Origin of the sequence: Silicimonas algicola (assembly GCF_003970735.1) — a bacterium.
GTDB lineage: Bacteria > Pseudomonadota > Alphaproteobacteria > Rhodobacterales > Rhodobacteraceae > Silicimonas > Silicimonas algicola.
Genome location: NZ_CP034588.1, coordinates 4,290,069 through 4,315,858, shown reverse-complemented (window position 1 = coordinate 4,315,858; position 25,790 = coordinate 4,290,069). Strand labels below are relative to the sequence as shown.

At 65.4% G+C, this 25,790-nt stretch carries 24 protein-coding genes; 20 read left to right on the top strand and 4 right to left on the bottom strand.

Annotated elements, in window-relative coordinates; all coding sequences use genetic code 11:
- Positions 1 to 7 precede the first annotated feature (7 nt).
- Genes tsaD through EF888_RS21385 form a run of 5 tightly spaced genes read left to right on the top strand, consistent with a single transcriptional unit; the run spans position 8 to position 4,179 of the window.
- On the top strand, positions 8 to 1,087 hold the full coding sequence (gene tsaD / locus EF888_RS21405; protein ID WP_109759374.1) for a tRNA (adenosine(37)-N6)-threonylcarbamoyltransferase complex transferase subunit TsaD: 1,080 nt from the start codon (positions 8 to 10) through the stop codon (positions 1,085 to 1,087).
- Positions 1,084 to 2,028, top strand: coding sequence for an NAD(P)H-dependent glycerol-3-phosphate dehydrogenase (locus EF888_RS21400; protein WP_109759235.1), 945 nt, complete (start codon positions 1,084 to 1,086; stop codon positions 2,026 to 2,028). Before tsaD ends, EF888_RS21400 begins: the two co-directional genes overlap by 4 nt.
- 5 nt (positions 2,029 to 2,033) lie before the next feature.
- The gene (locus tag EF888_RS21395) at positions 2,034 to 2,462 is read left to right on the top strand and encodes an EVE domain-containing protein (protein WP_109759373.1); all 429 of its coding nucleotides are present in this window, start codon (positions 2,034 to 2,036) and stop codon (positions 2,460 to 2,462) included.
- Between the two features lie 57 nt (positions 2,463 to 2,519).
- The gene (locus EF888_RS21390; RefSeq protein WP_109759234.1) at positions 2,520 to 2,915 is read left to right on the top strand and encodes a DUF1761 domain-containing protein; all 396 of its coding nucleotides are present in this window, start codon (positions 2,520 to 2,522) and stop codon (positions 2,913 to 2,915) included.
- Between the two features lie 4 nt (positions 2,916 to 2,919).
- Positions 2,920 to 4,179 carry a glycerate kinase type-2 family protein gene (locus EF888_RS21385; RefSeq protein WP_109759233.1) on the top strand — a complete coding sequence of 420 codons (1,260 nt, stop codon included), beginning with the start codon at positions 2,920 to 2,922 and terminating at the stop codon, positions 4,177 to 4,179.
- 55 nt (positions 4,180 to 4,234) lie between these two features.
- On the opposite strand, the gene ahcY is transcribed toward EF888_RS21385, so the two are convergent.
- Together ahcY and EF888_RS21375 are read right to left on the bottom strand one after the other, a co-directional pair.
- The gene (gene ahcY, locus EF888_RS21380) at positions 4,235 to 5,629 is read right to left on the bottom strand and encodes an adenosylhomocysteinase (protein ID WP_109759232.1); all 1,395 of its coding nucleotides are present in this window, start codon (positions 5,627 to 5,629) and stop codon (positions 4,235 to 4,237) included.
- A 61-nt stretch (positions 5,630 to 5,690) separates the two neighbouring features.
- A complete protein-coding gene (locus EF888_RS21375) occupies positions 5,691 to 5,993 on the bottom strand; it encodes a hypothetical protein (protein ID WP_109759231.1) in 303 nt (100 codons plus the stop codon).
- A gap of 222 nt (positions 5,994 to 6,215) precedes the next feature.
- Here EF888_RS21375 and EF888_RS21370 point away from each other — a divergent pair, with 222 nt between their 5' ends.
- The 3 genes from EF888_RS21370 to EF888_RS21360 all read left to right on the top strand — a co-directional run bounded on the left by EF888_RS21370 (position 6,216) and on the right by EF888_RS21360 (position 8,444).
- A complete protein-coding gene (locus tag EF888_RS21370; protein ID WP_109759230.1) occupies positions 6,216 to 6,821 on the top strand; it encodes an HD domain-containing protein in 606 nt (201 codons plus the stop codon).
- A complete protein-coding gene (locus EF888_RS21365; protein ID WP_109759229.1) occupies positions 6,812 to 7,300 on the top strand; it encodes a GNAT family N-acetyltransferase in 489 nt (162 codons plus the stop codon). The genes EF888_RS21370 and EF888_RS21365 overlap by 10 nt, the downstream gene beginning before the upstream one ends.
- A 256-nt stretch (positions 7,301 to 7,556) precedes the next feature.
- On the top strand, positions 7,557 to 8,444 hold the full coding sequence (locus tag EF888_RS21360) for a LysR substrate-binding domain-containing protein (protein WP_109759228.1): 888 nt from the start codon (positions 7,557 to 7,559) through the stop codon (positions 8,442 to 8,444).
- Between the two features lie 19 nt (positions 8,445 to 8,463).
- Here EF888_RS21360 and EF888_RS21355 read toward each other — a convergent pair whose 3' ends face one another.
- Entirely contained in the window at positions 8,464 to 9,012 is a 549-nt protein-coding gene (locus EF888_RS21355; protein WP_109759227.1) for an ActR/PrrA/RegA family redox response regulator transcription factor, read from the bottom strand.
- Between the two features lie 107 nt (positions 9,013 to 9,119).
- Between EF888_RS21355 and regB the strand changes: the two genes are divergently transcribed.
- The 12 genes from regB (at position 9,120) to EF888_RS21295 (ending at position 25,288) form a co-directional block, all read left to right on the top strand.
- Entirely contained in the window at positions 9,120 to 10,511 is a 1,392-nt protein-coding gene (gene regB / locus EF888_RS21350) for a sensor histidine kinase RegB (protein WP_109759226.1), read from the top strand.
- A gap of 102 nt (positions 10,512 to 10,613) precedes the next feature.
- Positions 10,614 to 12,125 carry a PAS-domain containing protein gene (locus EF888_RS21345; protein WP_164721780.1) on the top strand — a complete coding sequence of 504 codons (1,512 nt, stop codon included), beginning with the start codon at positions 10,614 to 10,616 and terminating at the stop codon, positions 12,123 to 12,125.
- A 45-nt stretch (positions 12,126 to 12,170) separates the two neighbouring features.
- Positions 12,171 to 12,650, top strand: a complete 480-nt coding sequence (gene tsaE, locus EF888_RS21340; RefSeq protein ID WP_109759224.1) for a tRNA (adenosine(37)-N6)-threonylcarbamoyltransferase complex ATPase subunit type 1 TsaE — start codon at positions 12,171 to 12,173, stop codon at positions 12,648 to 12,650.
- Positions 12,643 to 13,593: an aminoglycoside phosphotransferase family protein gene (locus tag EF888_RS21335; RefSeq protein WP_109759223.1), complete on the top strand. Its 951-nt coding sequence runs from the start codon at positions 12,643 to 12,645 to the stop codon at positions 13,591 to 13,593. Before tsaE ends, EF888_RS21335 begins: the two co-directional genes overlap by 8 nt.
- Positions 13,590 to 14,252 (top strand): nucleotidyltransferase family protein, encoded by a 663-nt coding sequence (locus EF888_RS21330; protein WP_109759222.1) that lies wholly within the window; start codon positions 13,590 to 13,592, stop codon positions 14,250 to 14,252. Before EF888_RS21335 ends, EF888_RS21330 begins: the two co-directional genes overlap by 4 nt.
- A 208-nt stretch (positions 14,253 to 14,460) precedes the next feature.
- Positions 14,461 to 17,193: a PD-(D/E)XK nuclease family protein gene (locus EF888_RS21325; protein ID WP_206508382.1), complete on the top strand. Its 2,733-nt coding sequence runs from the start codon at positions 14,461 to 14,463 to the stop codon at positions 17,191 to 17,193.
- Positions 17,190 to 20,510 (top strand): double-strand break repair helicase AddA, encoded by a 3,321-nt coding sequence (gene addA / locus EF888_RS21320; RefSeq protein WP_109759220.1) that lies wholly within the window; start codon positions 17,190 to 17,192, stop codon positions 20,508 to 20,510. Before EF888_RS21325 ends, addA begins: the two co-directional genes overlap by 4 nt.
- A 54-nt stretch (positions 20,511 to 20,564) precedes the next feature.
- Positions 20,565 to 20,885 carry a thioredoxin gene (trxA, locus tag EF888_RS21315; protein WP_109759219.1) on the top strand — a complete coding sequence of 107 codons (321 nt, stop codon included), beginning with the start codon at positions 20,565 to 20,567 and terminating at the stop codon, positions 20,883 to 20,885.
- A gap of 112 nt (positions 20,886 to 20,997) precedes the next feature.
- On the top strand, positions 20,998 to 21,555 hold the full coding sequence (gene hslV, locus EF888_RS21310; RefSeq protein ID WP_109759218.1) for an ATP-dependent protease subunit HslV: 558 nt from the start codon (positions 20,998 to 21,000) through the stop codon (positions 21,553 to 21,555).
- Complete coding sequence (gene hslU, locus EF888_RS21305) at positions 21,552 to 22,862, top strand: ATP-dependent protease ATPase subunit HslU (RefSeq protein ID WP_109759217.1); 1,311 nt, start codon at positions 21,552 to 21,554, stop codon at positions 22,860 to 22,862. The genes hslV and hslU overlap by 4 nt, the downstream gene beginning before the upstream one ends.
- A gap of 283 nt (positions 22,863 to 23,145) precedes the next feature.
- Positions 23,146 to 23,991, top strand: a complete 846-nt coding sequence (locus EF888_RS21300; RefSeq protein ID WP_164721778.1) for an alpha/beta hydrolase — start codon at positions 23,146 to 23,148, stop codon at positions 23,989 to 23,991.
- Between the two features lie 52 nt (positions 23,992 to 24,043).
- Positions 24,044 to 25,288 (top strand): MFS transporter, encoded by a 1,245-nt coding sequence (locus EF888_RS21295; protein ID WP_109759215.1) that lies wholly within the window; start codon positions 24,044 to 24,046, stop codon positions 25,286 to 25,288.
- Here the strand turns inward: EF888_RS21295 and EF888_RS22365 are convergent.
- Positions 25,250 to 25,519 carry a Smr/MutS family protein gene (locus EF888_RS22365; RefSeq protein ID WP_241239926.1) on the bottom strand — a complete coding sequence of 90 codons (270 nt, stop codon included), beginning with the start codon at positions 25,517 to 25,519 and terminating at the stop codon, positions 25,250 to 25,252. The genes EF888_RS21295 and EF888_RS22365 overlap by 39 nt on opposite strands.
- Between the last annotated feature and the right edge of the window lie 271 nt (positions 25,520 to 25,790).

Genomic DNA, 25,790 nt, shown 5'->3' with positions numbered 1-25,790 from the left:
GCGCATCATGACGAGTCTGGTCCTCGGGATCGAGTCGAGTTGCGACGACACCGCCGCGGCCGTCGTCGCATCGGATCGCCGCATCCTGTCCTCGGTCGTCGCCGACCAGTCGCGGCTGCACGCAGCCTTCGGCGGCGTCGTCCCCGAGATCGCCGCCCGCGCCCACACTGAAAAGCTCGACCACGCCGTCGAGGCCGCTCTCGCCGAGGCCGGCGTCGCCCTCGCCGAGATCGATGCCATCGCCGTCACCGCCGGCCCGGGCCTGATCGGCGGCGTCCTGTCGGGCGTCATGCTGGCGCGCGGCCTCGCCACCGGGACCGGCGTGCCCCTCGTCGGCGTCAATCACCTCGCCGGGCACGCCCTCACCCCGCGCCTGACCGACGACCTGGCCTTTCCTTACCTCATGCTTCTCGTCTCGGGCGGGCACTGCCAGTTCCTGATCGTCAACGGCCCCGACGACTTCGCCCGTCTCGGCGGCACCATCGACGACGCCCCGGGCGAGGCGTTCGACAAGACCGCCCGCGCCCTCGGCCTGCCGCAGCCCGGCGGTCCCCATGTCGAACGCGAAGCCGCGCAAGGCGATCCGAAGCGCTTCGACTTCCCCCGCCCCCTCCTGGGCCGTCCCGGCTGCGACATGAGCTTTTCGGGCCTCAAGACCGCGCTGATGCGCGAACGCGACCGCATCGTCGCCGAAAAGTCCGGCCTCACCCGCCAGGACCGCGCCGACCTCTGCGCCGGCTTTCAGGCCGCCGTGGCCGAGGTTCTGGCGCAGAAGGCTGCGCGCGCCATCGACGCCTATCTCGCCACGTCTCCCTCTGCGCCTGCCATCGCCGTCGCGGGCGGCGTCGCCGCGAACGGGGCCATTCGCGCCGCTTTAGAGACTGTTTCCCGCGACAAGGGCGTCGCCTTCACCGCACCTCCCCTGCCGCTCTGCACCGACAACGCCGCCATGATCGCCTGGGCCGGGATCGAGCTTCTCGCCATCGGGCATCCGGGCATGGACCCCCTCGTCGCCCGCCCGCGTTGGCCGCTTGACGACAGCCGCCCCGCCATTCTGGGCAGCGGCAAGAAGGGGGCAAAGGCATGAGCATCGCGATCCTCGGCGGCGGCGCTTTCGGAACGGCCCTCGCCCTGACCCTGTCCGCAGACGGCACGCCGGTCACCCTGTGGATTCGCGACGCGGAGGAGGCCGGCGCCATGACAGCCTCGCGCCGGACCGGCCGTCGCCTACCCGGCCTCGACCTGCCCCCGTCCCTCGCCGTCACCTCTGACATGCCCGACGCCGAGCTCACGCTCCTCACCGTCCCCGCCCAGACCGTCCGCGCCTTCCTCGAGCGCCACGCGCACACCCTTGCCTCGCGCAGCCTCGTCACCTGCGCCAAGGGGATCGAGCGTCGCACGGGCCTCGGCCCCGTCTCGGTCGTCACCGACACCCTGCCCGGCACGCGCGCCGGCATCCTCACCGGCCCCAGCTTCGCCGTCGACATCGCGCGCGGGCTGCCGACCGCCCTCGTGCTCGCCATGCCGGACGTGACCGAGGACGAACAGGCGGCGCTGTCGCGTCCCGCCCTGCGCGTCTACCGCACCGACGACGTGGCCGGCGCCGAACTTGGCGGCGCACTGAAGAACGTCATCGCGCTCGCGGCCGGCATGGCCATCGGCGCCGGCCTGGGCGACAGCGCCCGCGCCGCGCTAATCGCGCGCGGTTTCGCCGAAATGACGCGGTTCACGGTGCGCGGCGGCGGGCGTCCCGAAACCCTCGCCGGCCTCTCCGGCCTTGGCGACCTGGTCCTCACCGCCACCTCCGACAAGTCCCGCAACTTCGCCGCCGGCTGCGCGCTGGGGCGTGGAGAAACGCTGGATTCGTCCGTCACCGTCGAAGGCGTCGCGACCGCGCAGGCACTGGCCGAGACCTCGACGCCCGACGACATGCCGATCACCCATGCCGTCGCCGCCGTGACGCGCGGCGACATGGGCGTCATAGATGCGACCGACGCGCTTCTCGCGCGTCCCATGCGAAAGGAATGACCGCAGTGGCCTACTGGCTGTTCAAGACCGAACCCTCGACCTGGGGCTGGGAAGACCAGGTCGGAAAAGGCGATATCGGCCAGGAGTGGGACGGCGTCCGCAACTACCAGGCCCGCAACAACATGCGCGCCATGAAGACCGGCGACCTTGGCTTCTTCTACCACTCGCAGACCGAGAAGGCCGTCGTCGGCATCGTGCGCGTGACGGCGGAATCGCATCCGGACAGCACCACGGACGACGACAGGTGGGATTGCGTCGACGTGGTTGCGGTGCGCCCTGTACGTTCCCCGGTCACGCTCGACGACGTCAAAGCCGAGCCTCGGCTGAAGAACATGGTCCTCGCCAACAACACCCGCCTGTCGGTCCAGCCCGTCACCGAAGAGGAATGGAAGATCGTCTGCGGCATGGCCGGACTCGAGCCCGAAAAGCTGTAGTCACGCGCCCGCGCCTCCGGCATAGTCCGGCCGAACGCCTTGGGGAGGGACACCGACATGGGCATTCTGGCCGTTCTCGTCGCCGCTGCCGCGGGCTTCGCGGTCGGTGCGGCATGGTACATGGCGCTTTCGAAACCCTGGATCGCCGCCGTCGGGATCGAAACCGACGACGCGGGCCGTCCCAAGGGCAACGGCAGCGCCACGCCCTTCGTCCTGTCAGCCATCGCCATGATCCTTGTCGCAGGAATGATGCGGCACACCTTCGTCACCAGCGGGATCGACACGGTGGGCGCAGGTCTGGTCGGCGGTCTCGGCATAGGGCTTTTCTTCATCTCGCCCTGGATCATGATCAACAACGCCTACCCCGGCCGGCCATTCACCCTCCCGCTGATCGATGGTGGCTATGCGACCCTTGGATGCGCCATCATGGGCGCGGTCCTGGGGTTGTTCTGATCCCGTGACGCCCGACGACAAGTCCTTCCTGACCCGCCTTTTCGACGCCGCCGTCCGCGCCGCCGATCCGCTCGAGGCGCTGCGCCCGCATCTGCCGGACCGCCCAAAAGGCCGCATCGTTGTCATCGGCGCCGGCAAGGGAGCGGCACAGATGGCCGCCGCCTTGGAAGACCTCTGGGGCGATCCGCTCGAAGGCGTCGTCGTCACGCGCTACGGCTATGCCTGCGCGACGCGTCACATCCGGGTTCTCGAGGCCTCGCACCCCGTCCCCGATGCCGCCGGTATTGTGGCGACCGAGGCGCTTCTCGCCGCCGTGTCCGGGCTTACGAAGAACGATCTCGTCGTGGCGCTCGTCTGCGGCGGGGGTTCTGCCCTCCTGCCCGCGCCGCCCGAAGGCCTCTCGCTCGAAGACGAACAGTCACTGAACAAGGCGCTTCTGGCCTCCGGCGCTCCGATTTCCGTGATGAACGCGATCCGAAAGCAGGTGAGCCGCATCAAGGGCGGACGCCTCGCCGCGGCCGCGCATCCGGCTCGTGTCGTCAGCCTCGTGGTCTCGGACGTGCCGGGCGACGATCCGGCCCAGGTCGCCTCCGGCCCGACCGTACCCGACGCCGTGACCCGCGCCGACGCGCTGCGCCTCGTCTCCACCTACGGCATCGTCCTGCCCGACCGCGTCGCGCGCTTCCTCGAGACTTCGCCAGACGCTCCGCGCCCCGGCGATGCCGTCTTCGCGCACAATACGGTCACGGTCGTCGCTTCCGCCGCTCTCTCGCTCGAGGCGGCCGCCGACGCCGCCCGTGCCGAAGGCATCACCCCCGTCATCCTCTCAGACGCTATCGAGGGCGAGGCGCGCGACGTGGGCCGCGTCCATGCCGCCATCGCGCGCGAGGTCGCGACCCGCAATCGTCCGTTCGAGACCCCTGTCGTCATTCTTTCGGGCGGAGAGACCACGGTCACCATCCGAGGCGACGGCGGACGCGGCGGGCGCAACAGCGAGTTCCTCCTCGCGTTCGCCGGCGGGATCGAAGGCCTGGCCGTCTCGGCGCTGGCCGCCGACACCGACGGCATCGACGGGTCCGAGGACAACGCCGGCGCCTTCGCGGACGGGACGACCTGGACAAGGCTGCGGAAGATCGGCCGCGACCCCGGCGCCCTGCTCGCCGGTCACGATGCATGGACCGCCTTCGACGCCGCAGGCGACATCTTCGCCCCCGGTCCGACCGGCACGAACGTCAACGATTTCAGGGCTATCCTGATCCGCTAAGGTCTTCATCGGTCAAGAAATATCCCGGGGGTTCGGGGGCAGAGCCCCCGATCCGTCAGTACCGGTAATGCTCCGGCTTGAACGGTCCCTCGGGCGCGACGCCGATGTACTCGGCTTGGTCCGGCTTCAGCTCGGTCAGCTTCGCCCCGATCCGCCCCAGGTGCAGCCGCGCCACCTTCTCGTCCAGGTGCTTCGGCAGGATGTAGACCTGGTTCTGGTATTCGTCGCCCCTGGTCCAAAGCTCGATTTGCGCCAGCACCTGGTTGGTGAAACTCGCCGACATCACGAACGACGGATGCCCCGTCGCGTTGCCCAGGTTCAAAAGCCGCCCCTCGGACAGAAGGATGATCCGGTTGCCCGAGGGCATCTCGATCATGTCCACCTGGTCCTTGATGTTGGTCCACTTGTGGTTCTTCAGGCTGGCGACCTGGATCTCGTTGTCGAAGTGGCCGATGTTGCCGACGATCGCCATGTTCTTCATCTCGCGCATGTGCTCGATGCGGATGACGTCCTTGTTGCCGGTCGTGGTGATGAAGATGTCGGCGCTAGCGACCTCATCCTCCAGCAGCGTCACCTCGTAGCCGTCCATCGCCGCCTGAAGCGCGCAGATCGGGTCGACCTCGGTCACTTTCACCCGCGCACCCGCACCGCGCAGCGACGCCGCCGAGCCCTTGCCCACGTCGCCATAGCCGCAGACCACGGCGACCTTGCCCGCCATCATCGTGTCGGTCGCGCGGCGGATGCCGTCCACCAGCGATTCCTTGCAGCCGTACTTGTTGTCGAACTTCGACTTCGTGACGCTGTCGTTCACGTTGAACGCCGGGAACGGCAGGTGGCCCTTCTCCATCATCTTGTAGAGACGATGAACGCCGGTCGTCGTCTCTTCCGACACGCCCTGGATCATGTGGCGCTGCCTGACGAACCAGCCGGGGCTTTCCTTCGCCCGCTTGCGGATCTGCGCGAACAGCGCCTCCTCCTCCTCGCTCGCCGGCACGGCGATCAGGTCGTCCTCGCCCTCCTCGACCCGCGCACCCATCAGGATGTACAGCGTCGCGTCGCCCCCGTCGTCGAGGATCATGTTCGCGCCGCCCTCGGGGAACTGGAAGATCATGTCGGTGTAGGCCCAGTAGTCGACCAGCGTCTCGCCCTTGATCGCGAACACCGGCGTCCCGCTCTCGGCGATGGCCGCGGCGGCATGGTCCTGGGTCGAGAAGATGTTGCACGACGCCCAGCGGACATCGGCGCCCAGCGCCTTCAGCGTCTCGATCAGCACGGCGGTCTGGATCGTCATGTGCAACGACCCGGCGATGCGCGCGCCGTTCAGCGGCTGGCGTGTCCCGTATTCCTCGCGCAGCGCCATGAGACCCGGCATCTCGGTCTCGGCGATTTCGATTTCCTTGCGGCCATACCCGGCCAGAGAGATGTCCTTGACGACGTAATCCTTGGGCATGACCCGCTCCGTTCTGGTTCGCGGGTCATCTAGCACCGGGCCCCTCGCCCGGCAACCAAGGTCAGCCTGGTATGCCTGCCGGAGTCTTTACGCTCGGATCGCCGCCCCGCCAGTTGGTCCCCGACGCCATGACGCAGGTCATCCCGTCGGCGCGGGTCATGAGGATGGTCCAGGTTCCTTTCTCCTCGGACATCCAGACCTCGAAGATGTGCTGGGTGTTCTGCAGGCCGCCGCCGGCGAAGGCCTCGCCGTACTTCACGGCCAGCTTGTCGACGACAAGATCGCGCGAGGCGCAGTTGACCTGGGCATGAAGGACTGTGGGCAGAAAGGCGGCAGCGACCGCCAGCGATTTCAAACAGGGCATCGGTCTTTCCTTTCCGGCGGAGCCGAAGGCGTTGCGTGACCTCCCCTGGAAGCACTCGCACGAAGGACCGCCTGTTGTCGCCCGGTGGAATGGACCGACGGACACGGAACCGATACGCCGTCAGGAAAACGCGCAACTTTGCCGGAATGAGGGAAAGACTGCGGTCTTTTGCGGACTGTTTCGGCGCTTGACCAAGGCGGCGCCGCCATCGCAAATCCCCCCATGGCAACGACAAGGACTCCAGCCCGCGCCTGGCAGCGGATGCTGTCGGGACGGCGACTCGACCTTCTCGATCCGACGCCCTTCGACATCGAGATCGAGGATATCGCCCACGGCCTGGCCTTCGTCGCGCGCTGGAACGGCCAGACCCGGGGCGACTTCCCCTATTCCGTCGCCGAGCATTCCTTGCTCGTCGAAGAGATCTACGGTCGCCTGCAACCCGACGCGTCGGCGCGGAACCGGCTGTTCGCGCTGCTCCACGACGCCCCCGAATACGTCATCGGCGACATGATCTCTCCCGTGAAGGCCGCCGTCGGTCCGGGCTATGCCGATCTCGACAAGCGTCTCGCGGCGGCCATCCACATCAGGTTCGGCCTTCCGGCTCATCCCCCCGAGGCCGAAAAGGCCCGGATCAAGGCGGCGGATCGCGTGTCGGCGTGGTTCGAAGCGACGCGCATCGCGGGCTTCTCGAAGACCGAGGCAGACCGGTATTTCAAACCCTCCCGACTGGAGCTGATGGAGGGCATCGAGGTCACGCTGCGCCCGCCACGGGACGTGCGCCAAGCCTTCGTCGCCCGGCACGAGGAGTTGATTGCGCAATGCAGGTGATCGTGTCGCGGGCGGGCCGTCTCCATGCCGGCGGAATGGCCGAAATCCTGAACGACGTCATCCGGATCGGCGGCACCACCGCCCTGACCGGAACGGTGAGGGCCGACGAGATCGGGGGATGGATGACGCACGACCGATCCGCATGGCACGTCGCCGAAAGCGACGGCGGTCAGGTGCTGGGCTTCCAGTGGATCGAACCCGCCGGCTACCTCCCGCCCGAGGCGGCCGAGATCGCCACATTCGCACAGCCCGGCAAGACGGGCCTCGGCATCGGGTCCGCCCTCTTCCGCGCGACGCAAACGGCGGCCCGCGACCTTGGCTACCGCTGGATCAACGCCAACATCCGCGCCGACAACATCGGCGGCCTCGCCTACTATCAAAGCCGCGGGTTCGAGGATTACGGCCGGATCGAGGGCTACCGGATGGCCGACGGCACGGTTGTCGACAAGGTGCTCAAGCGGTTCGATCTGACATCCTGAACCAGTCGAAAAGGCGGAAGGCTGGGCGACGCGCGGGTGCGGGTGTTTCCTCATCGGGCAAGATGTCCTGACGCAGGCGTGCGGATGCAAGCGCAGCTTCCAGCTCGTCGGAACGCGCACTCCCTCTCAGGGTCTCTCTTGGTGTCAGGTTGGGTAGCATGATCGTGACTCTACTGAATGCTTCTTCACACCGGATACACCCTGGCTCGTCCTGCCAGCTAGTCAGGAAGAATTCGGCGTTGTAAGCTCAGCTAACATGTCCGACCTCGACTGGAAGTCCCTTCCCTCGCTCTCGGCGCTCCGCGCCTTCGACGCTGCGGCGCGCCACGACAGCTTTTCCGCCGCCGCCCGGTCGTTGAACGTGACCCACGCCGCCATCGCCCAGCAGGTTCGCGCTCTCGAGAAGGATCTTGGCCTCGCGCTCGTGGTGCGTGCGCCGAGCGGGATCGAGCTGACCGAGGCAGGCCGCCGCCTCGCCGACGCCACCTCGGCCGGTTTCGGCCGCATCGCCACCGCTGTGGACCTTGCGCGCCGCTCGACGGGCGACAGTCTGCGCGTCACGACCACGACCTTCATCACAGACGCCGTGATCCTGCCGGCGATCGGCGAGTTTTGGCGTCAGCATCCGGGCATCGAGATCGCCTTCGCGCCGACCGCCCGCGTCATCGACATCGAGTCAGAGGGCTTCGACGTCGCCGTCCGCAGCACCACCGGCCCCATGCCTGATGATCCGCGCGCGATCCCCCTGATGGTCTCGCCGTTCATCGCCGTCGCCGCGCCCTCCCTCGCCGCGCGTGTCACCGACTGGTACAGCGCCGATTGGCTGGGTTTGGATACTCCGTGGGAACGCGAGGTGTTGGCCGAGTCCGGGCTATCGGGCGTGCGCATCCGGGAGATCGGCGCGCCCGGTCTCGAGCTCCAGGCGACCCTGCGGGGGATCGGCGCCGCCTACGGATCCGAAATCGTCTATCGCGACGCGCTGCGGAAAGGCAGCGTCGTTCGCATCCCGGTCGAGATCAGCCGCCAGTCCAGCTACTACGCTCTCGTCCGCTCGGGGTCCCGCAGCCGTGCGTTGAGCCTGTTCCTGGACTGGCTGGTGAGCACCTTCGAGGAAGCCGGGCGCACCGACGCAATACCGACGTGATACCGACGCGATACCGAAGCTATTTCGGCGACCGTTTCGCCAGGATCCGCTGCAACGTCCGCCGGTGCATGTTCAGCCGCCGTGCCGTCTCGGACACGTTGCGGTCGCACAGTTCATAGACCCTCTGGATATGCTCCCACCGCACCCGGTCCGCACTCATCGGGTTCTCCGGCGGCGGCGGCAGGCTGTCGCCCCGCGCCAGAAGCGCGGCCGTGACATCATTGGCGTCGGCAGGCTTCGAGAGGTAGTCCGTCGCCCCGATCTTGACCGCAGCCACAGCCGTCGCGATGGCTCCATAGCCAGTCAATACAACGATCCGCGCGTCCTGCCTGCGTTCCCGGATGCGCTCAACAACGTCAAGCCCGTTGCCGTCCTCCAGCCGCAGATCGATAACCGCGAAGGCCGGCGGACGCGCCGAGGCGATGGCCGTTCCCGCCGCGACGGTCTCGGCCGTCTCGACCTCGAAGCCCCGCTTCTCCATCGCCCGCGCAAGCCGTTTCAGGAACGGCTCGTCGTCATCGACAATCAACAGGGACTTGTCGGGACCTATGTCCTCGAACTCGCTCATGGTTCACCCTCTTCCCTCGCGTCGCGCACTCTAGGTTGCCCTACACATACGGTCAAACCAGTCTCTCCGGATTGATCCCGCCTCGCGGCGCGCGCAGGATGCCGGACATGAAATCGGAATTCGCCGCCGATCCCGAGCTTGCGCCCCACCTGCGACGGTCGGACTGGGTCCGCCTGCGCACGCTGATCGTGCTGCGGTGGATCGCCATTTTCGGACAGCTCGCCGCCATCACTATCGCGCAGCGTCTGTTCGCGCTCAACCTGGACGTAGGCCTTTGTTTCCTTGCCATTGGCGCGTCTATCGTGGCGAACCTCGTGGCGGTGTTCATCTATCCCGAGAACAAGCGGCTGGCCGAATTCGAGGTTGCTGCGATGCTGCTCTTTGACATCGTCCAGCTTGCCTTTCTTCTTGCCCTGACCGGCGGCCTCAACAATCCCTTCGCGCTTCTGATCCTCGCCCCCGTCGCCATTTCGGCAATGGCGCTGCGGCCCGGCACGACTGCAATCGTCGCAGCCGTATCGGTCACCCTCGTCACGGCGCTGGCCCTTTGGAACGTGCCGCTCGTCACGACCACCGGTTTCGTCATGCAGATGCCCAAGGTCTTCGTCTGGGGGTTCTGGGTCGCCATCGTCATCGGCATCCTGTTCCTGTCCGTCTATGCCGGCCGCGTCACGTCCGAAGTACACGCCATGTCGCAGGCTCTGACCGCGACGCAAATGGCGCTGGCGCGAGAGCAGAAGCTGACCGACCTGGGCGGTGTGGTCGCTGCGGCGGCGCACGAACTCGGCACGCCGCTCGCCACCATCAAGCTCGCCAGCGCAGAGCTGATTGAGGAACTGGATCAACACCCCGAGTTGCAGGAGGACGCGCGCCTCATCCGCGACCAGGCCGACCGCTGCCGGGACATCCTGAGGTCCATGGGCCGAATCGGGAAGGACGACCTTCACATGCGACGCGCCCCGATCGGTGCGGTGGTGCGGGAGGCGGCGGAACCTCATGCCAACCGTGGCAAGACCCTGCACTACGCCATCCTCGGCGACGATGACGGACGACAGCCCGTCGTGGACCGGCGCCCCGAGATCATCCACGGCCTGAGAAATCTGGTGCAGAATGCCGTCGATTTCGCGCGATCCGAAGTCTGGATCGACGTCGAATGGGACGACGACGTCATCACCGTGCGGATCATGGACGATGGACTTGGGTACTCTCCACAGGTCATGAGCCGGATCGGCGACCCTTTCGTGCGGAAACGCCGCCGTGATCCTCGGCGTCCGGCATACGAAGGGATGGGACTTGGGCTTTTCATAGCGAAGACGCTTCTGGAAAGGTCCGGCGCGGAACTGAGCTTCGCCAACGCAAGCGACCCTCTCGACCGAGACGAGGGCGCGGGGAATAGGACCGGCGCCGTCGTCGAAACACGCTGGAAACGCCAGACCTTCGCACGCGCCGAGGATTCCGAGCGCGCGGCACTCGGTCAGAACCGCCCCATCGAGGCGTGAGCGTTCCCTCGTCTGCCCCGCGTTAACCAGCCGTTAACCATCGCCACGCAGTCTGGGCGCGTCGTTACCGGGGGAAGTCACTTGTTGTTCAATATCGTAACCGTGGCCGGCTACGTGCTTGGCGCCGGGCTCGCGGCCTATGCCGCTCTTTTATTCCTGTCGAATCGAAGTGCAATCAAGGGTGACCACGACGCGGCCCCCCTTCTGTTCCTGATCCGCGATGGCGCCGTCACCGACGCAAATTTTGCCGGCGGGCACGCCCTTGTCCATATCGACGGACCCGACGCCGCAATCGACAGGCTCAGGCTGCTTTTGACCCGCGGCTTCGACAATCCCGGCAGGCTGATCGCCCCACCGGACAGCGAAGGCGACATCACGGCCGAATCGCGAGACGGGCGGCTTCAGGCCACACGCCATGTTGTCGGCGAATCGATACGTCTTAAACTGAGACAAATTGTCGATGGTACGCCTTCCAGTGACGACATCCACGTGCAGCGCGCCATCGAGTCCGAGCTCGAGACCCTTCGCGCCAATACCGCCGCCGCGCCCTTCCTGTTGTGGCGGCAGAATGCGGACGGCGAGATCACCTGGGCCAACCGAGCCTACATGACCGCGATCGAAACCTCACAGGGAGCGCCGCACAAGGTCTGGCCGCTGCCCACGCTCTTTCCGTCGCTGCGCACGACGGCCCTTTCTCGCGACGGACAGAGAATATCGCTCCATGATGCCAATGGTCACGACGAAGCGTGGTACGACTGTCACGTCGCCCCCGTCGGCCCTGACCTGTTGTGCACCGCCATCCCGGCCGACGAGGCCGTCCGCTCCGAGAACAGGCGTCGCGAGTTCACCCAGACCCTGACCAAGACATTTGCTGAACTGGCCACCGGACTTGCCATCTTCGACCGCGAGCGTCGCCTTGTCCTGTTCAATCCAGCACTTCTGGACCTCACGAACCTGCCGTCCGATTTCCTGACGTCCAAACCCAGCCTCGTCGGGTTCCTCGACCGGCTGCGGGAGAACCGCGTCATGCCGGAACCGCGCGACTATCGCTCGTGGCGCACGTCCATCGCGGAACTCGAGGCGGCTGCAGCCGACGGCACCTACAGCGAAACCTGGTCGCTGCCGGACGGCCAGACGTACCACGTCACCGGTCGCCCGCATCCGGACGGAGCGGTTGCCCTGTTGTTCGAGGACATCAGCGCCGAGATGTCCCTTACCCGCCGCTTCCGTGCCGAATTGGAGCGGTCGCAGGCCATCATCGACGCGATGGATGACGCCGTTGCCGCCTTCTCGGCCGCGGGACGCCTGGCGCTGACCAACCGCGCCTACCGCGACCTCTGGGGAGACGATGGTGCGGACGGCCTTGTCGGCCGTGAAATCGGCGATGTGATGCGGCGCTGGCACGCCTTGAGCCAGCCGAGCCCGGCCTGGGGCGATTTCCGCGACTACGCACAGCGTTCGCATGATCGCGAGGAGTGGACAGCGAACGTCACCATGCTGGATGGCCGCCACCTGGCCTGCCGCTTCGTACCGCAGAAGGGCGGCGAGACTTTGGCGATCTTCCGCGTCCAGACCTCCAGTCCGGTCGAGGTACGTTTCCGACACGCGGTCTGATCGCGTCTTGCGGCCCGGCGTCCCCGACTCCATCTTGGCGGGGTCATGGACACGACCGCATCCGTCTATCTCGCCACCGACGAGGACACCCGCGCCTTAGGCGAAACACTAGCCCGAAAGCTTGGTCCGGGCTGCGTCGTCTTGCTGGACGGTCCGATCGGCGCCGGCAAGACAAGTCTTGCGCGCGCGGTGATTCAATCCCGGATGTCGCGTCTCTGTCAGGTCGAGGATGTGCCCTCGCCGACATACACTCTTGTTCAGACCTACGACGACGGCGAGTCCGAGATTTGGCACGCCGACCTCTATCGGCTGTCCGAGGCGGGCGAGGTCGCGGAACTGGGTCTCGACGCGGCGTTCGAAGACGCGGTCGTTCTGGTCGAATGGCCAGACCGCCTTGGCTCGGATGTACCGCAAGACGCCTTGAGCGTCACGATGTCCATCGAGGGCGACGGCCGGCGCGCTTCGTTTGCGTGGCGCGACCCTCGCTGGACCTGGGTCGGGCGCCTCGGGACGGTCGATGCCTGAGCCGGACGAAGCGCTGCGCGATTTCGCCACGGACGCAGGATGGAGCCGCGCCTCGTTCGAGGCCGTTGAGGGCGACTTGTCCCCACGCAGCTATTTCCGCCTGAAGGAGGGCAGACAGAGTGCGATCCTGATGGATTCACGCTCGGACCGGGATGTCGCGCGGCGTTTTGTGCGCGTCGGCGACTGGCTGACTGTCTCCGGGGTGTCAGCGCCAGCGATCCTGTTCGGACGCGAGGACGACGGTCTGCTTCTCTGCGAAGACTTCGGCAATTACTCGGCGACGAAACTGCTGGCGTCCGACCCTGCATTCGAAGCCGAGTTCGACACTGCCGCCGTCGACCTTCTTCTGACGCTTCGAAACGGTATTCCGCCCGACCTGCCCTGCCCCGACCCGCGCGATCTTGCCGCCATGACGTCGCTTGCCGACGACTTCTATCCCGGGGCAGACGGTCACGCGCTCGCGCTTTTCCGCGATTGTCTTCAAGCCATCCTGTTGAAGCTGGACGGACCCGTCACCGTCTCGCTGCGCGATTTCCACGCCGACAACATCCTGTGGCTTCCGGACCGGCAGGGCGTGCGGCGGATGGGTCTGATCGACTTCCAGGACGCCTTCCTCGCCCATCCCGTCTACGATCTGGTGTCCCTGCTCACAGACGCACGTACCGAGGTGCCGCGCGACAGGCGCGCCAGGGTCATAGAAAACTATGCCCGCCGAAGCGGGGACGACATGCGGACACTGCTTCCTGCTTTCTCCGCCTATTCCGCGCAGCGCAACCTTCGCATCCTCGGCATCTTCCATCGCGCCGCCGCGCAGGGGCGTCCGCAACATTTGCCGAAGGTTCCGCGCGTCCGTCGCTATCTGGTCGAGGCTCTGGACCATCCGCAATTCGATGCGGTTCGAGAGGCCACTCTCGCCGCGCTGCCCGAAGGCGTTCCCGCATGACGCGACCACGGGCCGCCATGATCTTTGCCGCCGGTTTCGGGACGCGGATGGGGGATGTGACGCGCCACACGCCCAAACCGATGCTTCCCCTTCGCGGGCGCCCGATGATCGACCATACCATCGGCATCCTGAAAGAGGCGGGCCTTACGCGCATCGTCGCGAACACGCACCATCTGCACGACCGCATCGCCCCGCATCTCGAAGCTTCCGGTGTCGTTATAAGCCGCGAAGATCCGCAGATCCTGGAGACGGGCGGCGGTCTGAAGGCGGCGCTGCCCCTTCTTGGTCCCGGCCCGGTCATGACGGCCAACTCGGACGCGATCTGGATCGGGCGCAATCCGGCCGCCACGCTGATCAAAGCCTGGAAGGCTGACATGAACGCCTTGCTTCTGGTCTCGCCCGCTGCCGGCGCCCGGGGAGATTTCGGCCTGAATGGCGGCCGACTCGAGCGGAGGGGCGATTATGTCTACACGGGCCTCCAGATCATCCGGACCGACAGGCTGGACGAAATCGGAGACGAGGTTTTTTCACTCAACCGCTACTGGGACCTTCTGGCGGAGGATGGCGGGCTGCATGGCGTCGTCTATGACGGGGTCTTCTGCGAGGCCGGGGATGCTGCGGGCCTTGCCAAAGCGGAACGCCTCTTGAGCAATGTTTGAGCCCCGCGACACGCCTCGCGTCTTCGGCGTTCCGCCCGGAGCCGACTTTCCGAAGCTTCTGGTCGAAAGGCTTTTGGCCTATCACGCAGGGCGTTCCCCAGAGGAATTGGCCCGTGTTCGCATCCTGGTAAACACGCGGCGCATGCAGCGCAGGCTTTCGTCACTTTTCGCAAAGGCAGGACCCCTTCTACTGCCCCGAATCGGACTGGTGACCGAGGTCGATCGGGTCCTTCCCGGCCTCGACCTGCCGTCCGCGGTCTCTTCTTTGCGGCGCAGACTGGAAATGGCGGAACTGGTGAAGGCGCTGATCGACCGCGATCCGACCCTTGCGCCACGCGCCGCAGCGATTGACCTGGCTGACAGCCTGGCGCGGCTTCTGGACGAGATGCAGGGCGAAGGCGTGCCGGTGGAGGCTCTCGACGCCATCGACGTCGGCGACGAGTCGGCACACTGGGCGCGCAGCCTCGCCTTCCTGAAGGTGACCGGAACCTATCTCGACAGTATTTCCGAACACGGTATGGACGCGGAGGCGAGGCGCCGCCAAGCCATCCTCATGCTGTGCGACGCATGGCGGAGGACCCCGCCGCCCTATCCCGTCATCGTCGCTGGTTCCACGGGATCGAGGGCGCCGACAGCCGAACTCATGCGGACTGTCGCCGGGCTCCCCCTCGGCGCCGTCGTGTTGCCGGGGTTCGATCGGGACCTGCCGGAGAACATCTGGTCGTCTTTGCTGTCGCGCCCCGGCTCGGACGATCATCCCCAGTACAGATTCGCGATGTTCTTGCATTCGTTGGAGTTGACGGCCGGCGATGTCCTGCCTCTTGGCACGCCGCCCGACCCCGCGCGCAACCGCCTGATCTCGCTATCGCTTCGCCCCGCCCATGTGTCCGACCAATGGCTGTCCGAAGGGCCTGATCTGGGTGATCTCTTGTCTGCCACGTCGGGCCTTGCCCTGATCGAGGCGCCCCAGCCTGCGGACGAAGCCGGAGCCATCGCCGTTGCATTGAGGGAAGCCGTTCATCAAGGTCGGACAGCGGCGCTCATCACACCCGACCTGATGCTGGGACGACGCGTCGCAGCTGCCATGGAGAGATGGGATATCGTGCCCGACAACAGCGCGGGAGTGCCCCTGTCGCTGACGGCGTCGGGGCGTTTCCTGCGTCAGACCGTTCAATTGATCGCGAAGCCCGTCCACGCCGCCGACCTAATCGCGCTGCTCAAGCATCCGTTTGTTGCCGCCGGGCCCGAACGCGGTCCTCACATGCTTGCGGCGCAGTCGCTTGAAGTGGCGCTGCGTCGGAAGAACATTGCCTTTGTCACGTTGGACAGCGTCGGGACGTTGGCCGAAGGCGCCGGTTTGCCCGAGGCATGGACGAGGTGGCTCTCAGGGGTCCTCGACGCGCTGGCAGATGCGCCCCCGCGTGACCTTGCGGGACTCGCCGCGCTGCATGTCTCACTGGCCGAGAAGATTGCGTCCGGATTCGGCAGCCACCCCCCGTCCCTCTGGGACGATGCCACCGGGCGCGCCGTCCGCGCCGTCATCGACACCTTCCTGGCCGAGACGAGCTTCACCGGCGACATCGCGCTGTTCGATTACGGCCGGCTTCTCGACAAGGCCCTGGCGGCGGAAAGCGCGCGTGAACTGGACCGCGCGCATACAGGCGTCATGATCTGGGGCACCCTCGAGGCGCGCGTTCAGGGTGCGGAACGGGTGATCCTCGGCGGTCTCAACGAAGGCGTGTGGCCCGAGCAGCCATCGCCCGATCCGTGGTTGAACAGAAGGATGCGCGCGGCCCTGGGGCTTCTCTTGCCGGAACGCGAGATCGGCCTTGCGGCGCATGACTATCAGCAGGCCGTCGCAGCACCCGAGGTTGTCCTGTCCCGCGCGGCCAGAACCGAAGAGAGCGAGACCGTCCCGTCGCGTTGGCTCAATCGTCTGACGAACCTTCTTTCGGGACTGCCCGAGCAGAACGGACCTGAGGCGCTTCGCCAGATGCGTCTGCGCGGCGACGTCTTCCTGTCGCACTCCGCGGCCCTGGATTCTCCGACCGTCAGGCGGACCCAGGCTCCAAGACGCCCCTGCCCCGCCCCGCCCGTTGCGGCCCGTGCGAAGAAATACTCGGTGACCGAGTTGCGCACCCTCGTGCTCGACCCCTACGCCGTCTATGCGCGACGGATTCTGGGCCTGAACCCGTTGCCGCCGTTCCTGACGCGACCCGACGCGCGGATGAAGGGGACGGTCTTCCACGAAATCTTCGAACGTTTCTTTGCTCTGGACGCGGACTTTGCCGATGCGGACACCGCCGCAAAACGGTTGCGCGACATCGCCGAAGACCGGCTGTCGCACAACGTGCCGATGCCCGCGGTGCGGCAGCACTGGTGGGGTCAACTTGCCGAGAACTCCGATTGGCTCATCGACGGTGAGCTCCGCCGCATGGCGCGATCAACAGGCGTCGCACGCGAGGCGCGGGGCAGATTCGTCATTCCCGGGACAGCGGTCGAAATCGTCGGCAAGGCCGACCGCATCGACCGCCTTCGCGACGGGGGGCTTGTCATTTACGACTATAAGACGGGCTCTCCGCCCGATTCAAAGGACGTTCGCAACTTCGACAGGCAGCTTCTCGTCGAGGCCGTCATGGCCGAGGGCAGCGGCTTTCCGGGCGTGGACCCCGATATCGTGGCGGAAATCGTCCATATCGGAACGGGGCGAAGCCCGAAAGAGGCAAGCATCCTCCTACATGGGATCGATACTCCCGAATTCACAACGGCAGACGTGCTAAGCGAGCTTGTCGACCTCGTCACCGCCTACGGGCGGGCCGGGACCGGTTTCGCGTCGAGACGCGGGATGGATTTCGTTCCCTATGACGGCGACTACGATCACCTTGCCCGCGTAGGCGAATGGGACCCGTCGCAGCCGACGGTTCCGGAGAAGATCGGATGACGGACGAGGCGACGCTCGTACAGAACCTTGCCGCCGATCCGGCCGTATCGACCTGGCTTTCGGCAAACGCTGGATCGGGCAAGACGCGCGTGCTGACGAACCGCGTCGCTCGACTTCTTCTCAACGGTGTCGAACCGCAGAACATCCTCTGCCTGACCTATACCAAGGCCGCGGCAAGCGAGATGCAGAATCGTCTGTTCAAGACGCTTGGGGCCTGGGCGATGCTCGACGATGCAAGCCTGAGACTAGCGCTGTCCGACCTTGGCGAGGCCCTGCCCCGCAACCTCGCCCGGGCGCGAACACTTTTCGCAAGCGCCATCGAAGCACCGGGGGGGCTGAAGATCCAGACGATCCATTCCCTCTGCGCGTCGATCCTGCGCCAATTTCCGCTGGAGTCGGGCACGTCACCCCAGTTCGTCGAAATGGACGATACGGCGCAGGAGGCTTTGATTTCCGAGATCCTCGACGACCTCGCCCGATCGCATCCTGCTGTCCTGGCCGAAGCCTCGGCCTGCATGAACGCCGACAGCCTCTCCTCTCTTGCGAAGGACGTCATCTCGAACGCGGACGGCTTCACTCCCTCCCTGTCCCGGGACGAAATCTCGGCGCGCTGCGGCGTGACGCCGGGGACGACAGAAGCGGACATCGTAGCGCGCGCCTTGCAGCCGGGCGACTTGGCGTTCCTCAAGTCGCTGGTTCCCCTCCTTTCAACCGGCGGCGCGAACGACGTGAAGCTGGCCACCCGGATTTCGGAGTGCGGCTCGCGAGAGACGGTGCGCACTCTTCTGGAACTGACCGAGTTCCTTCTGTTTCAGTCGGGCGAAAACGCGTGCCGGGCCAAGATAAACGGGCAGCCGACGCGGGCGCTCAGGGACGGCGCCTTCCAGTCGCACCTCGACCGCTTCAATGACCTGATGCTGCGCGTCGAGGAGGCGCGTGCCGCCTGGGTGCCGTTGAATGCCGCGCGCCGGATGTCGGCGTTGCACGAGTTCGCCCGCATCCTGTTGCCCGCCTACAATGCAGCCAAGGAGGAGCGCGCGCTTCTGGACTTCGACGACCTGATCCGTCGCGCGCAGCGGCTTCTGACCGATCCGACCCTGCCGTGGGTGCTGTTTCGCCTTGATGCGCGGCTGGAACACATTCTTGTCGACGAAGCGCAGGACACGAGCCCGCGCCAGTGGCAGGTCATTCGGGCGCTCGCCGAGGAACTGACGTCAGGCGCGCGGCCAGACCGACCGCGAACACTGTTTGTGGTGGGAGACAAGAAGCAGTCGATCTACAGTTTCCAGGGTGCGGATGCCGCTGGCTTTGACCGGATGGCCGACGCCTTCGGGCGGCAACTGGCCGGAGGGCTGTCCCGACGGGAGCTCAGGCACTCCTTCCGATCTTCGCCCGCGATCCTGAGCGCCGTCGATGCGACCCTCGCGCTTGACGGTGTGACCGGCACAGGCAGCGACGCCAGCCACCTGGCGTTCCACAGCGACATGCCGGGCCGCATCGATGTGTGGCCCCTCGTTCCGCCGCCCGAAAAGCCCGAGGTTCACCCGTGGCACGACCCGGCGGACCGGCCCTTGCCGGATGGCGCACAGGTCACCCTCGCCCGGTCGCTCGCCAGGTTCATCGGCAGGATTCTGGAAGGCGAGGCCATCAGCGACAAGACCGGACGGGTGCGGTGTGTTTCGGCGGGGGACATCATGATCCTCGTGCGCAGTCGGGGCGAAATGTTCGAGCAGATCATCTCTGCCTGCAAGACGGCGGGACTGCCGATCGCCGGCGCGGATCGTCTGAAGATCGCAGCGGAACTGGCCGTAAAAGACCTCACCGCGCTCTTGTCTTTCCTGGCTCTTCCCGACGACGACCTTGCCCTAGCGGGAGCACTGAAATCTCCTCTCCTGGGGTGGAGCGAAGGCCAGCTTTTCGACCTCGCACACGGACGGACAGCCCCTACGCTCTGGCGCGAGCTTCTGCGTCGAAACGACGATTTTCCCGAAACAGTGACTATTCTCCGGTCTCTAAGGGACGATATCGACTTCCTGAGACCCTACGAGTTGCTTGAACGGATCCTCACGCGACATGACGGTCGACGCAAGCTTCTGGGACACATCGGCTTGGAGGCGCGCGAGGGGATAGACGAACTTCTGAACCAGGCGCTGGCGTACGAGCGAGATCATGTGCCCAGCCTGACCGGTTTTCTGAACCGATTGAGTACCGAAGACATCGTGGTAAAGCGTCAGGCTAATGGTGCCGACGATCTTATCCGTGTGATGACCGTTCACGGAGCGAAGGGTCTTGAGCGCCCCATCGTCATCCTGCCCGACACCACCGCGCCGCCGCGTCCAAACGCGAGCGATCTTCTCGTGGCAGAGGACGGCATCACTCTGCCGCCGCTCAAGCGCGGTCACGAGACGGAGGAGATCGCTCAAGCGCGTGACCGCGTGCGTGCGGCGGAGGATGAAGAGAGAGATCGGCTTCTCTACGTCGCGATGACGCGTGCCGAGAAGTGGCTGATCGTCTGCGGGGTTGAGCAAGCGCGCGCGCCATCTCGAAACGTCGACTGGCATCGGCTGGTGCGTGAAGGCGTGACTTCAGCGGGAGGGGTCGAGGTCGAGACCCCGGAGGGAACCATTCTCCGTCTGGCACATGGGGAGTGGCCCACTCTGGACGAGCTGCCGACGTCCGAAAAGGTCTCTGATGCTCGAGAAATGCCGCATTTCCTGACCCAACCTGCGCCATTGTTCGAGCCGCTTCAGCCTCTTTCTCCCTCCAATCTTGGCGGCGCAAAGGTCCTGGGCGGCGGCGCCTTGGCGGAGAACGCCGCGAAGCGTCGCGGACGCCAGCTTCACCTTCTCCTCGAGCATCTTCCCGGCAAGCTGCACCCAGAGGCGTTCGCGCACAGCCTCCTCTCTCGCGGACCAGATGCTGCGCATACCGAAGAGGTGGACGAGCTGCTCGACGAGGCACTGCGGAACCTCGCGTTGCAGCCGGACCTTTTCACTAGCGAAGCGCTGGTTGAGGCCGAGATCGCCGTTCGTTTGCCCGGCTTCGAGCGCGAGATCGCGGGGACCATCGACCGCCTGCTGGTTGGCGACAGGCGTGTGCAGGCCGTCGATTTCAAGACCAACGCGATCGTGCCGTCGCGACCCGAGGACACGCCGGAAGGAATCCTCCGTCAGATGGGAGCCTACCTTCTTGCACTGGAGCAGGTCTATCCTGCCCGCGAGGTGGAGGTCGCGGTGCTCTGGACCGCGACAGCGACGCTGATGCCGCTACCCCACGGTATCGTGAGGGCGGCTTTGGGTCGCGCCACCATATCTTGACCTTCTGGGCAGCGCTTCCTAGGTTCGTTGTCCTAGTCACAAGGGGATCCTGCCATGGCCACCGTTGCCGTTACCGATGACACCTTCGACGCCGAGGTCCGCAATTCGGATGTTCCGGTCGTCGTCGACTTCTGGGCCGAATGGTGCGGTCCCTGCAAGATGATCGGCCCGGCTCTGGAAGAGCTGTCGGACGAATACGGCGGCAAGATCAAGATCGCCAAGGTCAACGTCGACCAGAACCCGAACTCGCCTGCGCAGCTTGGTGTTCGCGGGATCCCGGCGCTGTTCCTCTTCAAGGACGGCCAGGTCGTGTCGAACAAGACGGGCGCCGCACCCAAGGCAGCACTGAAGGGCTGGATAGACGAATCCATCTGACCGGCTTCGTGCCGTGTCGCAGGGCCGCCTTTGGGCGGCCCTTTGCATGTCGGCGTCCGGGTTGCAGTCGCCAGCCCCGGTACGCATATAGCCCCAAACAATGGAGGCATTCATGGCGGACAGCGACTTTCCCGGCTGGCACGGGACGACGATCATCGGGGTCCGCAAGGGAGGATCGGTCGTCGTTGCGGGCGATGGACAGGTCAGCCTGGGTCAGACAGTCATCAAGGGCACCGCGCGCAAGGTGCGTCGTCTCTCGCCGGGCGGCTATGACGTGGTCGCGGGCTTTGCCGGGTCGACCGCCGACGCCTTCACGCTGCTGGAACGCCTTGAAGCCAAGCTCGAGGCGACGCCCGGTCAGTTGCAGCGCGCCTGCGTTGAACTGGCGAAGGATTGGCGCACGGACAAGTACCTTCAGAAGTTGGAGGCCATGCTGATCGTCACGGATGGCGCAGAACTTTACATCGTGACGGGGGCAGGGGATGTGCTCGAGCCCGAACATGACGTCGCCGCGATCGGATCGGGTGGAAACTATGCCCTCGCCGCCGCGCGAGCGCTGATGGACGGCGATGGCGACGCAGAGTCCGTCGCACGACGGGCAATGGCCATTGCCGCCGACATCTGCGTCTACACCAACGGCAATCTGACCGTGGAGACAATCTCGAAATGACCGACCTGACCCCGCGAGAAATCGTCTCGGAGCTTGACCGTTTCATCATCGGACAGAAGGACGCGAAGCGGGCCGTCGCTGTCGCGCTGAGAAATCGCTGGCGCCGCCGGCAGCTTCCCGACGACCTCCGCGATGAGGTGTATCCGAAAAACATCCTGATGATCGGACCCACGGGCGTCGGCAAGACCGAGATTTCGCGTCGTCTGGCGAAGCTTGCCCGCGCGCCGTTTTTGAAGGTCGAGGCGACCAAGTTTACCGAAGTCGGCTACGTCGGCCGTGATGTCGAACAGATCGTGCGGGATCTGGTCGAAGCCTCTATCACCATGACACGCGAACATATGCGTGAGGACGTGAAGGCCAACGCCCGTGCCGCCGCCGAGAATCGTGTTCTGGCCGCCATCGCGGGCGAGGGCGCGCGCGAACAGACGCGCGACATGTTCCGCGACAAGCTAAAGCGCGGCGAGCTGGACGACACCGTCATCGAGCTTGAGATGAAGGACCAGTCGAACCCGTTCCAGAATCTGGGAATGCCCGGAATGCCGCCGGGGCAGGGGGGGATGGCTCTCGACCTCGGATCGCTATTCGGAAAGGGCTTCCCCGGACGCACCGTGAAGAAGCGCATGACCGTCGCGCAAAGTTACGACATCCTGATCGGAGAAGAGGCAGACAAGCTTCTCGACGACGAAACAGTCACTAAAGCGGCGATTTTCGCGGTCGAGGAGAACGGCATCGTGTTCCTGGATGAGATCGACAAAGTCACCGCGCGGGCAGAGACTCGGGGTGCAGATGTCAGTCGGGAAGGTGTTCAGCGCGACCTGCTTCCTCTGATCGAGGGTACGACGGTATCGACAAAGTACGGGCCGGTGAGGACAGACCACATCCTGTTCATCGCTTCGGGTGCGTTTCACATCGCCAAACCGTCCGATCTTCTTCCCGAGCTTCAGGGCCGTCTTCCGATCCGGGTCAACCTGCGGGCTCTGACCGAGGATGACTTCGTCCGTATCCTGACTGAAACGGACAACGCTCTGACGCTTCAGTATACGGCGCTGATGAACACCGAGGAGGTCGAGGTGTCCTTCACCCAAGAGGGGATCGCCGCCCTGGCCAAGATCGCGGCGGAAGTGAACCAGTCGATCGAGAACATCGGTGCGCGCCGGCTCTACACCGTCATGGAGCGTGTCTTCGAAGAGCTGAGCTTCACCGCGCCGGACCGGGCCGGCGACAAAGTTGTGGTCGATGCCGACTTCGTCGAGAAGAACCTCGGTGAACTTGCCCGCAGCGCAGACATGAGCCGCTTCGTCCTCTAGCGCGACAATCGCATAAGGGGCAGAGTGGCCACACCCTTCGTCAGGCTGCCTCTCGATGCGTCTGCTACCCCTTTTCTTCGTTCTCATCCTTGCGGCCTGTGTTCCGCGATTGCCCGTGGCGTCGGTGCCCCAAGGAACACCAGAGGGCACGGCGACGATGGTCTACGTCGCAACGAACCGAAGTGATATCGAGAGTCGGCCTGCGCGAGGTCGTGGTGAGACGACCCGTCATTTCCGCTATCAGGTACGCATCCCGGAGGCTCACACGCCCGGTGAGCTTGCGATGCCGACCAACGCTCCCGACCCCGCTCGCCACTTCATGGCGTTGAAGGCCGAGGAATTTCGGGGAGAGGAACAGTTCGCCGCGGCCATCGCGCAGGACCTTGCCCGAATGAAGGTCGACGACCGGACCATCACCTTGTTCATCCACGGCTTCAACACGACCTACGCGGAAAGTGTGATGCGGATGGCGCAATTGAACCACGATCTCGACTTGCCGGGTGTGTCGGTTGAGTTCGCCTGGCCCTCCGCCAACAGCCCGCTCGGATACGCCTATGACCGGGACAGCACGCTGTATTCGCGCGATGCGCTTGAGCGCCTGCTTCGGTCTTTGCCCGTGACCAACAAGCGGCTCGTGGTCGTGGCCCACTCCCTGGGCGCGCACCTGACGATGGAGACCCTGCGCCAGATCGAGATCGCGGATCCGGGCTGGGGCGCGCGGACGCTCGGTGGAGTCGTTCTGGTCTCTCCGGACATCGACGTGGAAGTTTTCCGGCAGCAGGTCGCGCGCATATCGCCCTTGCCCCAGCCCTTCGTGATCTTCGTATCCAACCGCGATGCAGCGCTCGGACTTTCGGCCCTCATTTCTGGCGAGAGCGGGCGGTTGGGGAGCATTACCGACGCGTCCGCGCTCGCCGATCTAGACATTATCCTCCTGGACATCTCTGCCTTCGGGACCGGGCATTTCACCTTTGGGGACTCTCCTGCCCTGATCCCGATCCTTCGACGAATGGCCAACCTGGATTCGTCCTTCAGGGACGAGGACAGGCGGCGTACCGGGCTCATCCCAGGGACCGTCGTGACAATCCGGAACGTCACCGAGGTGATACTGTCGCCACTATCGCAGTAGAGCCAAGGAAAGGTCTCTTTTCATCGACGGGTAAGAGGCAGAGACGAAGGCAATGACCGCTCTGACCTTCGTTCGCGACAACGCCCGTTTCCTGGCCGTGGGTGTCGTGCTGACGCTGAATTCCAGCTACGGCCAGACCTTCTTCATTTCGGTCTTCGCGGCGTCGATCATGGCCGACTTCGCGCTGTCGGACGGGGAGTGGGGCCTGGTGTATACTGCCGCGACGACGGCTTCTGCCGTCGTGATGTTCTTCGCGGGCGCCCTCAGCGACCGTTTCCGCGTTCGTCAACTGGCCTGGCTGGTGGTGCCCGGGTTGGCTCTGTCATGCGTGGTCATGGGGGCGAGCGGGTCCGTCGCGGGCCTGCTGGCGGCCATCTTCCTTCTGAGAATCCTGGGGCAAGGCATGATGTTCCAACTTGCGTCGGTCTCGATGGCACGGTGGTTCGTGGCGCGTCGCGGCATTGCGTTGTCGATTGCCGGCATGGGCTTCTGGATCGGGCAGGCTACGTTGCCGCTGGTCTTCGCGAGCCTCTTGCCGTCCCACGGGTGGCGCGCCCTGTGGTTCCTTGCCGCTGCGCTTGTCGCGGTCACGTTCCCACTGATCCTGTGGCTTCTGACCTTGGAACGGACGCCGCAGTCTCTCGCTCATTCAGACGACGCGGCCGGTATGGACGGACGGCACTGGACCCGCCCCGAAGTCCTTCGATCCGCATTCTTCTGGATGCTCGTGCCCATGCTTCTAGGCCCGCCCGCGTGGGGCACGGCCTTGTTCTTCCAACAGGTCCATATCGCCGACGTGAAGGGATGGGGGCTGACAGAATACCTTGCGCTCGTTCCGCTGATGACCGTCGTGTCGGTCGCGATGACCTTCGTCGCGGGGTATCTTATCGACCTGCTTGGCTCGGCAGTGCTTATCCGGGTCGTCCTGGTGCCGTGGCTTCTGGGTTTTCTTGTCCTGGCATTGGCGCCAACGCTTCCCGTGGCCGCCCTGGCCTTTGTCCTGTTCGGGGTGGCGCACGGAACACAGGCCACCATCATGACGGCCTTCTGGGCCGAGTTCTTCGGCACGCGGCACATCGGGTCGATCAAGGCAGCGGCGACAAGCCTGATGGTCTTCGGATCCGCTGTCGGTCCGGGCCTCTCGGGCGTGTTGATCGACCAGGGGCTTGATTTCCCGACACAGATGCTGGGAATCGTCGTTTACTTCGCGGCGTCAGGCGTCCTGTTGTGGACAGCCGTCGATACCGCCCGGCGTCGGTTACCGAGCGCGGGCGAGGTAGACGTAAAGCGCGCCTGAGCCCCCGTGACGTCTATGCGCCTCGGTCCAGTCCAGGACGAGATGGGACAGGGGCGGTCGCGTCAACCATTCTGGAACGGCTCGCTTCAACACGCCGGTCTGCCGGGGAACTGGGTCATGTTCGGGGGCAGGGCGGCCTTTACCGGTGATAACAAGGACCAGGCGCCGGCCCTCGGAGGTCGCACGCAAGAGGAAAGACCGAAGCGCGACTTCGGCCGCTGCGGCCGTCATGCCATGGAGATCAATGCGCGCTTCAGGGATTGCCTTGCCTCGCTTCATGCGCCCGAATCCCTTGCGATCCATCCGCATCGGGCGGTCGACAGGCTCGTCGCTGCGGGCGGGACCAGAGAGCGCGGCCTGACTGGTCTCACCGACGCGGAAAGGCTTGATGTCGAAATCGGGTTCGGGGATCAGCGGCTTCGGCCGTGACTCGAGCCGCTGTTTCATGGACAGCGCGCTGGAAGGTTTGTGCGGATCAAGAGGGGAGGCCGTGCGGACAACG